Source organism: Microbacterium sp. B19 (assembly GCF_000333395.1).
Classification (GTDB): domain Bacteria; phylum Actinomycetota; class Actinomycetes; order Actinomycetales; family Microbacteriaceae; genus Microbacterium.
Genome location: NZ_BADA01000472.1, coordinates 1 through 11712 on the forward strand (window position 1 = coordinate 1; position 11712 = coordinate 11712).

The 11712-nt window shown below is 74.0% G+C and carries 16 protein-coding genes; 8 read left to right on the top strand and 8 right to left on the bottom strand.

Annotation, left to right across the window (positions count from 1 at the left end):
• Positions 1–23: 23 nt before the first annotated feature.
• Both I5G_RS16520 and I5G_RS16525 read left to right on the top strand, forming a co-directional pair.
• Positions 24–503 carry a molybdenum cofactor biosynthesis protein B gene (locus tag I5G_RS16520; RefSeq protein ID WP_022880052.1) on the top strand — a complete coding sequence of 160 codons (480 nt, stop codon included), beginning with the start codon at positions 24–26 and terminating at the stop codon, positions 501–503.
• Complete coding sequence (locus I5G_RS16525) at positions 503–931, top strand: molybdenum cofactor biosynthesis protein MoaE (protein WP_022880053.1); 429 nt, start codon at positions 503–505, stop codon at positions 929–931. Before I5G_RS16520 ends, I5G_RS16525 begins: the two co-directional genes overlap by 1 nt.
• A 7-nt stretch (positions 932–938) precedes the next feature.
• Here I5G_RS16525 and I5G_RS16530 read toward each other — a convergent pair whose 3' ends face one another.
• Positions 939–1691 carry an SDR family oxidoreductase gene (locus I5G_RS16530; RefSeq protein WP_022880054.1) on the bottom strand — a complete coding sequence of 251 codons (753 nt, stop codon included), beginning with the start codon at positions 1689–1691 and terminating at the stop codon, positions 939–941.
• 158 nt (positions 1692–1849) lie between these two features.
• Between I5G_RS16530 and I5G_RS23100 the strand changes: the two genes are divergently transcribed.
• Together I5G_RS23100 and I5G_RS23105 are read left to right on the top strand one after the other, a co-directional pair.
• The gene (locus tag I5G_RS23100) at positions 1850–2530 is read left to right on the top strand and encodes a hypothetical protein (protein WP_022880055.1); all 681 of its coding nucleotides are present in this window, start codon (positions 1850–1852) and stop codon (positions 2528–2530) included.
• A 9-nt stretch (positions 2531–2539) separates the two neighbouring features.
• Positions 2540–2992, top strand: a complete 453-nt coding sequence (locus I5G_RS23105; protein ID WP_022880056.1) for a helix-turn-helix transcriptional regulator — start codon at positions 2540–2542, stop codon at positions 2990–2992.
• 4 nt (positions 2993–2996) lie between these two features.
• Here I5G_RS23105 and I5G_RS16545 read toward each other — a convergent pair whose 3' ends face one another.
• The 5 genes from I5G_RS16545 to moaA are packed head-to-tail and all read right to left on the bottom strand — an operon-like array spanning position 2997 to position 6747.
• Positions 2997–3233, bottom strand: a complete 237-nt coding sequence (locus tag I5G_RS16545) for a MoaD/ThiS family protein (protein ID WP_022880057.1) — start codon at positions 3231–3233, stop codon at positions 2997–2999.
• Positions 3230–3709, bottom strand: coding sequence for a cyclic pyranopterin monophosphate synthase MoaC (gene moaC, locus I5G_RS16550; protein WP_022880058.1), 480 nt, complete (start codon positions 3707–3709; stop codon positions 3230–3232). Before moaC ends, I5G_RS16545 begins: the two co-directional genes overlap by 4 nt.
• A complete protein-coding gene (gene glp, locus I5G_RS16555) occupies positions 3706–4929 on the bottom strand; it encodes a gephyrin-like molybdotransferase Glp (protein WP_022880059.1) in 1224 nt (407 codons plus the stop codon). Before glp ends, moaC begins: the two co-directional genes overlap by 4 nt.
• Complete coding sequence (locus I5G_RS23110) at positions 4922–5695, bottom strand: HesA/MoeB/ThiF family protein (RefSeq protein WP_036328914.1); 774 nt, start codon at positions 5693–5695, stop codon at positions 4922–4924. The genes glp and I5G_RS23110 overlap by 8 nt, the downstream gene beginning before the upstream one ends.
• Entirely contained in the window at positions 5692–6747 is a 1056-nt protein-coding gene (gene moaA, locus I5G_RS16565; RefSeq protein ID WP_022880061.1) for a GTP 3',8-cyclase MoaA, read from the bottom strand. Before moaA ends, I5G_RS23110 begins: the two co-directional genes overlap by 4 nt.
• Positions 6748–6913: 166 nt before the next feature.
• Here moaA and I5G_RS16570 point away from each other — a divergent pair, with 166 nt between their 5' ends.
• The 4 genes from I5G_RS16570 (at position 6914) to I5G_RS16585 (ending at position 9953) form a co-directional block, all read left to right on the top strand.
• Positions 6914–7315 carry a molybdopterin-binding protein gene (locus I5G_RS16570; protein WP_022880062.1) on the top strand — a complete coding sequence of 134 codons (402 nt, stop codon included), beginning with the start codon at positions 6914–6916 and terminating at the stop codon, positions 7313–7315.
• Between the two features lie 171 nt (positions 7316–7486).
• A complete protein-coding gene (modA, locus tag I5G_RS23115; RefSeq protein ID WP_306305793.1) occupies positions 7487–8146 on the top strand; it encodes a molybdate ABC transporter substrate-binding protein in 660 nt (219 codons plus the stop codon).
• Complete coding sequence (gene modB, locus I5G_RS16580) at positions 8143–8925, top strand: molybdate ABC transporter permease subunit (RefSeq protein ID WP_022880064.1); 783 nt, start codon at positions 8143–8145, stop codon at positions 8923–8925. Before modA ends, modB begins: the two co-directional genes overlap by 4 nt.
• Positions 8922–9953, top strand: a complete 1032-nt coding sequence (locus I5G_RS16585) for an ATP-binding cassette domain-containing protein (RefSeq protein ID WP_026096017.1) — start codon at positions 8922–8924, stop codon at positions 9951–9953. Before modB ends, I5G_RS16585 begins: the two co-directional genes overlap by 4 nt.
• Before the next feature lie 12 nt (positions 9954–9965).
• Here the strand turns inward: I5G_RS16585 and I5G_RS26010 are convergent, their stop codons facing one another.
• Positions 9966–11327, bottom strand: coding sequence for an FUSC family protein (locus I5G_RS26010; protein WP_022880066.1), 1362 nt, complete (start codon positions 11325–11327; stop codon positions 9966–9968).
• 130 nt (positions 11328–11457) lie between these two features.
• Positions 11458–11712, bottom strand: a 255-nt coding sequence (locus tag I5G_RS26015) for a hypothetical protein (protein WP_187288866.1), incomplete at its 5' end; no start/stop codon positions are given.

Genomic DNA, 11712 nt, shown 5'->3' on the forward strand with positions numbered 1-11712 from the left:
ACGCGCGCGCCTAGGCTGGACCGGTGCCGCACACCGCCCGAGTCATCACCGTGTCCGACCGCTCGGCCGCGGGTCTCCGCGAAGACCGCGGCGGTCCGCTCGCGGTGTCGCTCCTGCGCGACGCCGGCTTCGCCTGCGGCGACCCCGTCGTCGTGCCCGACGGCGCCGACAGCGTCGAGGCCGCCCTGCGCGCCGCGGTCGCCGCCGGCGCCGGGCTCGTCGTCACCACCGGCGGTACCGGCATCGCGCCGACCGACCGCACCCCCGAGGGGACGGCGCGCGTGCTCGACCGGGAGCTCCCCGGCATCGCCGAGGAACTCCGTCGCCGCGGCCTCGCCGACACCCCTCTGGCGGTGATCTCGCGCGGCCTCGCCGGGATCGCCGACCCCGCGACTCTCGTCGTCAACCTCCCGGGATCCACGCGGGCCGTGGCATCCGGGATCGCCGTCCTCGCCGAGCTCGCCCCGCACGTCCTCGACCAGCTCGCCGGAGGAGACCACTGATGAGCGCTGTCCGCATCGCCCACCTGTCCGAGGAACCGCTCGACCTCGACGCGCACCTGCGCGCCGTGGAGGACGATGCCTCGGGAGCCGTCACGACCTTCGTCGGCCGCGTGCGCAACACCGACCCGGATGCCAGCGACGCGGTCGTCGCGCTCGAGTACAGCGCGCACCCCGACGCGGCCGCCGCGCTCCACCGCATCGCGGAGCAGGCCGCCGCGGGCACCGACGCGATCGTGGCCGTGAGCCACCGCGTCGGGCGCCTCGACGTGGGGGAGGCCGCCGTCATCATCGCCGTCGCGTCGGGTCACCGCGCCGCGGCGTTCGAGGTGTGCCGGACCGTGATCGAGACGATCAAGACCGACCTTCCCGTGTGGAAGCGCCAGGTCGAGGCCGACGGCACGACGGCGTGGAAGGGCCTGGGCGGCTAGGCGTGATCTACGCGCCCTCGTGGTGCTGATCGCGTAGCCAGTCCGAGAACGTCACTCGTCCACGGCGGGCATCGGCGGTTCCCCGCAGCCGGCCGGAAGCCATCGCGGCCCCCATGGGTCCGGGGAGCGGGATCTCCCACGCGATGCGCTTCAGTCGAGTGCGGGCGAGGAGGCTGCGGACCATGTCGATGAGGGTCTCGTCTCGGGGGCCGACGAGGTCGGGCGCTCGCCCGAGCGGGTTGCTCTCGGCGAGATCCACGAGGTACTCGGCCACCTCGCGGGCCGCGACGGGGCGAAGCAGAGCGGTGGGCGTCATCGTGACGGGGCCGACAGAGCCGCGGGCAACGGTCTGCGCGGCGAACTCGTGGAACTGTGCGGCTCGCGCGATCGTGAACGGCAGATCGCCCGACTCCACCGCGCGTTCGTGCGCGAGCTTCGCTCCGTAGTACGCGGCATCGACGCCGTCGATCCCGACGATGGACAAGGCCACGAGGTGCTCGACGCCGGCCGAGGTACCGGATGCCTGGATGGTCCGCGACGCGGCCTCGAAGAACGTCGTCGCACGGCGACGCGAGAGGGTCTGGATGCCGGTGACATCGATGATCGTCTTCACCCCGGCCAGCGCATCGGTGACGTCGCCCTTCGTGAGGTCGTGACCGTGCCTCCGCGACAGAGGCACCACCTCGTGCCCGCGGTCTGCGGCGACTCGGTGGACGTGTCGTCCGACGGTCTCCGTCGCGCCCGCGATCGCCATCCTCATCGTGCCGCCTCCGCCATCACCCGATCCTGGCACTGGCGCCTTTCCCTCGTCCGGTCGATACTTCGCCGGCGAGGAATGGGGGAGCGGCGTTCGGCCGATCGGTACGAGCTCGACACGCGACGACCGGGAAAAAGTATCAAATATGATACCTTCGTCCCATGGCTGATTCCCTGCCCCGCGGTCTCGAGGAGGTTCTCGAGTCCGACGCGCGTCTGCAGCAATTGGTTCCGGATGCAGTGCCGGTCGGTGGGTCCGCCGCGGCACTGTACGCCCGCCACCGGATGTCGACCGATCACGACCACGTCCTCGCGGATCTGCAGGACCGGTTCGATCTCGTGCTCGACGCGCTGGAGCGGGACGGCGACTTCGTGCTGAACCGCGCGGTGCCGGGGAAGATCATCCTCGGCGAACTGGGGGGCATCGAGGCCGGAGTACGCCAGCTCATCCGCCGTCGACCGCTCGAGGTCCAGCGCGTCACGCTCCCCTCCGGTGGGGAGATCACGGTGCCGACGCTCGACGAGATCGCCCGCATCAAGGCCTTCCTCATCGTCAAGCGCAACCAGATGCGGGACTACCTCGACGTCGCGGCACTCTCCGGGGCGTTCGGAGCGGATCACGTCGGCGCGGTGCTCGCGAGCATCGACGAGTACTACACCGACCCCTCGCACCCGGAGGACCAGCCGGTCCAGGCGCAGCTGGCGCGTCAACTCGCCGACCCGGCCCCGAAGGACCATCGCGTGCTCGCCGGTCTGGCTTCGTACAAGGGTCTCGTCCCGCGCTGGCGCGACTGGGAAGACGTCGTCGCCGAATGCCGCGTTCTCGCGGCCCATCTCGTCTGAGGGAGAGTCATGCCGCTGCGTTTCCGGAACATCGACGCCACCCCCGCCGACCCCGTCGAGGCCTGGGGATTCGAGGGCATGCTCGCTGCGATCGACCGCGGGTATCCGAGCGATTGGCGCAAGCTCATCGACGCGCTCGCCGACGAACCCGCGCTGCGCGAGATCTACGACGACGCGCGGGATGCTGCAGAGTCCCGAGCCACGGTCGCGCTCATCGACGCGGCGCTGGCCGTCGCGCAACGCACCGCGGAGCAGGAGGCACTGGAGCGGCTCCGCGCCGCCTTTCGCCAGACCCGGCTCACGCAGGCGGAAGTGGCATCCCGGCTGGGGACGTCTCGTCCGCGGATGACCTCCTACCTGAGCGGGGCGGTCACTCCGTCGATGGACGTCCTCGTCGCGGTGGAAGCGCTCGCGCGCGAACGTCGGACCCCGTCGCTGGTCGCTCACCTCGAGCTGGTGTGACGCGTCAGCCGCCCGCGAACGGCGGCAGCACGTCGACGTGCGTGACCCCGGCGAGGGGTGCGTCGTCGTCGCGGCGCTCGCCGTCGACGAGCACCGCGCAGCGGTCCAGGATGCCGACGAGCGCGGGGTGGTCGGCGAGCACCGCCGCGCGCAGCGCCGCGAGGGAGGCCTCGGCGCGATCCTCGGCATCCGTTCCGGCCGCCTCCGCCGCGGCGGCGAAGTAGCGCACCCGGACGCTCACGCGGGCTCCCCGGGGCGGCGCCAGTCGCCGGACTTGCCGCCGGTCTTCGACACGATCCGCACGTTCTCGATGCTCGTGCCCTTGTCGAGACCCTTCACCATGTCGACGATCGCGAGGGCCGCGACCGAGACGCTCGTGAGCGCCTCCATCTCGACGCCGGTGCGGTCGGCGGTGCCGACGGTGGCCTCGATCTCGACACCGTCGTCGGTGATCTCGAGGTCGACCGAGGCGCGGTGCACCCCGATGACGTGCGCGAGCGGCAGGAGGGCCGGCGTCGACTTGGCGGCCTGGATGCCGGAGATCCGCGCCACGGCCAGGACGTCGCCCTTCGGCGCGGTGCCGCCGCGGAGCGCGGCGATGACCTCGGGGCTGCAGCGCACGAAACCGCGCGCGGTCGCGGTGCGGACGGTGGGCTGCTTGGCGGTGACGTCGACCATGCGGGCGTGGCCCGCGGCATCCAGGTGGGTGAAGGTCATGGAATCAGCATGACATCGACGGCGTCGCCCACGGCGACGGCGGACACCTCGGCGGGGACGATCGCGAACGCCTCGGCGCGCGCCAGAGACGCCGCGAGGTGCGAGCCGGAGCCGCCCGCGGTGGCCGGTCGGACGGTCCCGGCGACGAGGTCGACGGCCGCCGGAAGATACTGGCGGCGGCCGGGCGGCGTGCGCCAGGACTCGGATGCCACGAGCCGGGCGCGGCGGCGGTCGACGGTCGCGCGGCCCTGGAGCGCGAGCAGCGCGGGCCGGACGAACACCTCGAACGACGCCGCGACGCTCACGGGGTTGCCGGGGAGTCCGAACACGAGCCGCCCGTCGTCGAGTGCGCCGAACGCCTGCGGTTTGCCCGGCTGCATCGCGACCTTCACGAAGGCGATGCGGTCGGACAGCGCCTGGCGCACCGGTTCGTACGCGCCGGCGCTCACGCCGCCCGTGAAGATGACGACGTCGGCCTCGGCCGCGTGCGCGAGGACCGCGTCGACCGTTCCGGCCTCATCGGTCACGTGGGTGACGAGGACGACCTCGGCGTCCGCCCCGGCGACGAGCGAGGCGAGCAGCGTCGCATTCGAGTCCGGCGTCTGGCCGCGGCCGGGGGCGGTTCCGGGCGACACCAGCTCGCTCCCCGTCGACACCACGGCGACCCGCGGACGACGGCGCACCTCGAGACGGTCGACGCCGGCCGCGGCGGCCGCCGCGAGCGCGTAGGGCCCGAGTCGCTCGCCCGCGCTCAGCACGACGTCGCCGGTGCGCACGTCTCCGCCGCGGCGACGGATGAACGCGCCCGCGGCGGTCGGCGCGCGGAGCACCTCGACGGTGCCGAGCGAGTCGGCGAGGCCGCCCGCGGTGTCCTCGAACGGGACGATCGCGTCGGCGGCCGACGGTACGGGTGCACCGGTCATGATGCGGACCGCCTCACCCGGGCCGAACGCCGGGTCGTCCGACGTGCCGGCCGGCAGATCCGCGACGACGCGCAGGGGCACCGGGGAGGTGGCATCCGCTCCCTCGACGTCGGTGAAGCGCACGGCGAACCCGTCCATGGCGGAGTTGTCGTCGCCGGGGAGGTCGTGCCGGGCGTGCACGTCGGCCGCGACGGTGCGGCCCGCGGCGTCGGCGAGCGGAACGGTCTCGGTCGGCGCGGGCGTCACGGCGGCGAGGATGCGGGCGCGGTGCTCCTCGACGGTCAGCAGCTCAGACACGCGGGGTCCTTCCGGCGAGGGGGATGACGTCCTGGCGCGCGCGCAGCGCGTCGATCACGACCAGGCGCCCGAGGAGCGGCTCACCGGCGCCGGTGATGAGCTTGATCGCTTCGGTCGCGAGCAGTCCGCCGACCTGCACGCACAGTGCACCGAGCACCCCCACCTGCGCGCACGTCGGCGGCTCGCCGACCGAGTCGGGCGGGAAGACGTCGCCGAGCGTCACGGCGGCGTGCCCCTCGGGGGGCCGCGACCAGAACACGGTGGCCTGCGCCGACCACTCCTGCACGGCGCCCCACACCAGTGGCATCCCGAGCTCGTCCGTCGCGGATGCCACGGCGCTGCGGGTGTCGAAGGTGTCGCTGCCGTCGATCACGACGTGGGCGTCGCCGAGGAGGTCGCGCGCGTTGTCGGGGGTGAGGCGGGTCGTCTCCTGCCGTACGCGGGTGAGCGGGGACAGGTCGCGGATCGCCCGGGCGGCGGAGTCCGTCTTGGGCGTGCCGATGTCGTCCACGCGGTGCATGAGCTGCCGTTGCAGGTTCGTGCGCTCGACCACGTCGTCGTCGATCACGATCAGTTCGCCGACGCCGGCGGCGGCGAGGGCGAGCAGCACCGGGGAGCCGAGCCCGCCCGCGCCCACCACGGCGATGCGCGCAGCCGCGAGACGGCGCTGTCCTTCTTCCCCGATGCCGGCGAGGACGGCGTGCCGGGCCGTGCGGATGAGTTCTTCGGGGGCGAGGGACGCCACCGGCTCGACGAGCGGGATCATCCGCCGATCGCGCTCATCGTGCGCTCCGGCTGGATGAAGTCGGCACGCGCCAGGCCGACACGGTCGGAACCGTGGGCGCGGGGCTTGCGCCACATGGCATCCCGCCAGATCTGCGCGAGGTCCGCGTCGCTCGCGCCGTCGCGGAGCGCCGTGAGCAGATCGGTCTCCTCATGCGAGAACAGGCACGAGCGGATCCGGCCGTCGGCGGTGACACGCGTGCGCGTGCACGCCGCGCAGAACGGCTCGGTGACCGAGGAGATGATGCCGACGTGCCCGGCGAGCGTGCGGTCGCCGTGGCGCCGCACCTCCCAGCGTTCGGCCGGAGCCGCACCCCGGCCGCGGGGGTCGGCGGCGAGGTCGAACACCTCCTCGAGCGCGGAGCGGATCTCGCGGGCCGGGACGACCTGCGTCTCGGTCCACGACCGGTCGCCGTCGAGCGGCATGTCCTCGATGAAGCGCATCTCGTAGCCGTGCGTGACCGCCCAGTCGACGAGCGGGACGACCTCGGTGTCGTTGATTCCGCGGAGGAGCACCGCGTTGATCTTGATGGGTCCGAGACCCGCGGCCTGGGCCGCCTCGAGCCCCGCGAGCACCTTGTCGAGGTGCGGGCGGCGGGTGAGTTCCGCGAAGGTCTCGGGGTGCAGCGTGTCGAGCGAGGCGTTGAGGCGCGTGAGCCCGGCGTTCTTCAGGGCCTGCGCGCGACGGTCGAGACCGACCGCGTTCGTCGTCATCGCGATCGGCAGGTCGGGGTGGTCGAAGCGGATGCGCGCGATGACGTCCTCGAGGTCCTTGCGCACGAGCGGCTCGCCGCCGGTCAGCCGCAGCTCCTCGGCACCGAGCGCGCGCACGGCGACGCGGACGATGCGCGCGATCTCCTCGCCCGTCATCAGCTGCTGCTGCGGCATCCACGGCAGCCCCTCGGCCGGCATGCAGTACGTGCAGCGGAGGTTGCACTTGTCGATCACCGACACGCGCAGATCGCGGGCGACGCGACCGAACCGGTCCAGCAGACCGCCCTCGCGGGGCGCCCCGGTCTCGCGCACGGCATCCATGGGTCGAGCCTAGGCGAGCCTCGACCCGCCAGGGTCGCCGCGGCGGGCGGGACCGCGAGACTGCATCTGCCTGACAAACCCACTGCAGCATGCAACCGACTTGTCAGCTGCATGCAGTCTCGCGGATCGATCGCGCCGATCGACCGCGCCGCGCTAGCGTCGTGCCATGCCGAACACCTTCCGCATCGCGCCCGCGGCGCGGCTGCTCGGGGTCAGCGACGACACCGTCCGCCGCTGGATCGACCAGGGGATCCTGCCGACGACGGGCGCCACGCCCGCGGAGATCCCCGGCGAGGCGCTCGCCGCCCGCGCGGTCGCCCTCGCGGACGAGCCCGACGACCCCACGGGCATCTCCTCGAGTGCCCGCAACCGCTTCGTCGGAATCGTCACGCGCGTGCGGATCGACGGGGTCATGGCCCAGGTCGATCTGCAGTGCGGACCGCACCGCGTCGTCTCGCTGATGTCGGCCGAGGCCGCCGAAGAGCTCGGGCTCGAGCCGGGCGCGCTCGCCGTGGCATCCGTGAAAGCGACCGTCGTGACCGTGGAGACGCCGCGCGAGCGGGGATGAGTCGCCCCATACTCCGTGAATGCGGAAGAATGGATGCCGCGGGCCCCGGGCGCGCGGAAAGGACCCCTCCCATGCGCCTCCTGCGTTTTTCGCTCGGCCTCGCGGCGGCCTTGTCGCTCACGGGCTGCGCGTCGGCGGCGCCGTCGCCCGTCGTCGTCCTCCGCGGAACCGGTGACCGGCACCGTGCAGGTGTACGCGGCCGCGTCGCTGCAGCGGGCGTTCGACGAGATCGCCTCGGCGTTCGAGGACGCCCACCCGGGGGTCGATGTCGTCACGGTGTACGACGGGTCGAGCACGCTCGCGACGCAGATCGGGCAGGGCGCCCCCGCGGACGTCTTCGCGTCGGCGGATGAGAAGAACATGACGAAGATCGGCGACCTCGCGGCCGACGCCCGGATCTTCGCCGCCAACACCCTCGTCATCGCGGTCCCGAAGGGGAACCCCGGTGCGGTCTCAGCGCTGGCGGACCTCGCGCGCGTCCCGACCGTGCTGTGCGCGGCGGAGGTGCCGTGCGGGGCGGCCTCGGCGACGCTGCTGAAGAACGCGGGCGTCTCGGTGACGCCGGTGAGCGCGGAGCAGAACGTCACGGCCGTGCTCACGAAGGTCGCCGCGGGCGATGCGCGCGCGGGTCTTGTCTACGCGACCGACGTCGCCGGGCGCGACGACGTCGAGTCGATCGTCCCGGACGGGGCGGACGCCGTCGTCAACCGCTACCCGATCACGACGGTGCGGACCGCGGCGAACAGTGTCGGCGCGGAGGCGTTCACCGACTTCGTGCTGTCCGACGCGGGGCAGAAGATCCTCGCCGCCGACGGGTTCCGCGCCCCGTGAGCGGGGCGGGGTACGTCCCGCGCTGGCTCGTCGTTCCCGCGGCGGCCGGGCTGCTCTTCCTGCTCGTCCCGCTCGTGGCGCTCGTGGCGCGCGTCCAGCCCGACACGTTCTGGGCGGACGTCACCTCGGATGCCGCGCGCTCGGCGCTGCTGCTGTCGCTGGGGACCGGGGCGGCGGCCACCGCGGGGTGCGCGGTTCTCGGCATCCCGCTCGCCCTGCTCATCGCCCGCAGTTCTCCCCGGACCGCGGCGTTCCTGCGCGCGGTCGTGACGGTTCCGCTCGTGCTCCCGCCGATGGTCGGGGGCGTCGCGCTCCTGTACCTGTTCGGTCGGAACGGGTGGTTCGGGGGGCTGAGCCTGCCCTTCACCACGGTCGCCGTCGTGCTGGCGCAGGTGTTCGTCGCGCTGCCGTTCCTCGTGCTCGCGGTCGAGGGGGCGCTCCGCAGCACCGGCGTCGACGTCGAGCGGACCGCGGCGTCGCTGGGAGCCTCGCGCGCGACGATCCTGCGTCGGATCACCCTGCCGCTGGCCGCGCCGGGCATCGTCGCGGGCGTCGTGCTGTGCTTCGCGCGGGCGATCGGCGAGTTCGGAGCGACGGCCCTGTTCGCGGGCAACCGGCCGGGGGTCACGCAGACGATGCCGCTCGCGATCTACACCGCGTTCAACGGCGGCGGGGTCGCGCAGGGCACGGCGGTCGCGCTGGCGCTGCTGCTGCTCGTGACCGCGATCGCGGTGCTGCTCCTCGTGCGCGGGTGGCGGCCCGCGGTGGGCGCGCCGTGAGCGCCGCGCTGGCCGCGCACGTCGTGGTGCGTCGGCGGGCGTTCACCGTCGACGTCGCGTTCGACGTCGCCCCGGGCGAGACCCTGGCGATCATGGGGCGCAGCGGCGCGGGGAAGTCCACGGTGCTCGAGGCCCTCGCGGGGCTCCAGCCGCTCGACGGCGGTGAGATCTCGCTCGATGGACGCGTGATCGACCGCGCCGATCACCCGCGCGTGCGCACGGACCCGATGCGCCGGGGCATCGTGCTGCTCGGGCAGGACGCGCGCCTCTTCCCGCACCTGTCCGTGCGGGAGAACGTCGCGTTCGGCCCGCGGGCGGCGGGTGTGGCCGCCGCCGACGCCCGCGCGGACGCCGACGCGTGGCTCGCCCGCGTGGGTCTGCCCGGGGTGGGCGACCGGCGGCCCGCCGAACTCTCCGGCGGCGAGCAGCAGCGCGTCGCGGTGGCGCGCGCGCTGGCCGCCCGGCCCCGGGCGGTGCTCCTGGACGAGCCGCTCGTCGCCCTGGATGCCGTGACCGCCGCCGAGATCCGCGCGATGCTCCGCGAAGCCCTGGGCGGGGTGACCGCCGTCGCCGTCACGCACGACGCCGTCGACGCGGCCGCCCTCGCCGATCGGCTGCTGATCATGGAGGGCGGACGGGCGACACAGGCCGGCGCCGTGCGGGACGTCCTGGGGGCACCGGCGACGGACGTCGCGGCGCGCATCGCCGGACTCGAGCGAGTGGTGGGTGTTGCGTCGCGGGGCGAGTGGGACGCGGGCGAATGGCGGCTGCGGTCGACGGTGCCGTTCGTCGGTGCCGACGGCTCCGCGCTGGCGGCGGTCTTCCGTGCGGCCGACGTTCGACTCGGCGACGGCCCGAACGGCTGGGATGCCGTCGTGCGGTCCCTCGAGCCCACCGTGGCGGGCGTGCGGGTCGTGACCGGTCGCGGGGCCGCCGAGGTGTCGGTGTCCGACGCCGCGCGGCTCGCCCCCGGCGGCGGCATCCGGTTCTCGATCGAGCCCGAGCACGTCCGGTTCGTCCCTGCCTGATCGCCGGCGGTGTCAGGCGGGGTCCGCAGCCCGGCGGAGCGCCGGTCCCAGCTCGGCGGGCGTACGCAACACACGACGAGCATCGCCCACCGCACGGCGCAGGGCCGGCGGACCGGGCGTCGGCCCGCTGACCGCGGTGGCGGCGATCGCGTGGGCATCGCGGCACCAGGTCACGGCGGGCGGCGGCGGTCGTCGGACCAGAGCGAGCGCTCGGCCCGCCTCCACGAGCGCGGCGGCGGACCGGTCGAGCTCGCGCAGGGCGCTGCGCAACTGCGCCTCGGACACCCGAGCCGTAGAGGCATCCGTCGCCGCGAGACGATCCGAGACAGCCGCGAGCACGGCGGCGAGCCGCAGCCGCACGACGTCGGTCGTCGGCACCGGATACACGGACGCGACGGCGGCGAGACCGATGGCAACGCCGAGCGCGATCTCGACCAGCCGCTGCCCGATCAGCGGGGTCGCCGCGCCGGTGAGGCGTTCAAGGAGGGTCAGGGCGACCGTGACGCCGAAGGCCCACGCGACGTACCCCACATCGCGGAACAGGATGCCGAATCCCACGGCCGCGAGCGCCCCGATGACGAGGACGGTGTCGTTCCCGGGGAGGGCTGCCGCGGGCAGGAGCGCCACCAGCGACCCCGCGGCGGCCCCCACCAGTCGATGCAGCCCCGTGCGTATGGCATCCGCTCGGCCCCTCGGCAGGTAGGCCACGATCACCGTGCTGAGCACGACCCAGGCCCCGTGCGCGCCGAAGACGAGGCCGCCGACGAGGAACGCCGGCACGAGCGCGGCGGCGAGCTGCACCGCCGCGCGGACGGCGGCGGACGGACGTGCGGTCTCGCGCCGCGGCGGGGTGGCGGGCGCCGGTGCGACGTCGCGGGGGAGGAACCCCACGACGCGGGCCACCGTCTGCACGACCGTGACGACCACCCACGCGAGCACGGCGATGAGGATCGGAGCTACCACGGCGACGAGCGGTCCGCGGCCGCCGCCGGCTCCGCCCGGCAGGAACAGCACCGCCAAGAACGTCGTCGCGGCGAGCGATCCCGCGCGGCGCCACGCGGGTCCGCGATCGCGCAGGAGGACGACGCCGACGAGCACGATGACGTACACCGCCGCCCCCGCCAACGGGCTCACCCGCAGCAGCGCACCGAGGGCCTCGCCGACAACGCCGACCACCGGCAGCAGGACGAGCGACTCGAGCCGTCCTCGCGCATCCCGCTCGAGCTGGCTGCGGCTGAGGGACGCTGTCAGGGCGATCCCGAGCATGACCGCGGCTGGCTCGGGTAGTACGACGAGCAGGATCGCCACGACGATCGCGACAGCGATGAGCGCCAGGGCCCCGCGGCCCAGGCGGGCCCGCCATCCGTCGCGCACGGCGACACGCTATACCCCGCGCCGCGCCTCTACCGGCGTCGGTAGCGTGTCGTGCGCCGCGAGCCGAGCGCGCGGACCACGGCCCAGCTCCCCACGCTCACGAGGCATCCCGCCGCGAAGGTGGCGACCGTCACTGCCAATGCGTCCCCGGGGCGGGGATCGCCGCTTCCCACGGTTGCGACCGGCTCGCCGGACCGGGCGTCGGCCCGCTGACCGCGGTGGCGGCGATCGCGTGGGCATCGCGGCACCAGGTCACGGCGGGCGGCGGCGGTCGTCGGACCAGAGCGAGCGCTCGGCCCGCCTCCACGAGCGCGGCGGCGGACCGGTCGAGCTCGCGCAGGGCGCAGCGCAACTGCGCCTCGGACACCCGAGCCGTAGAGGCATC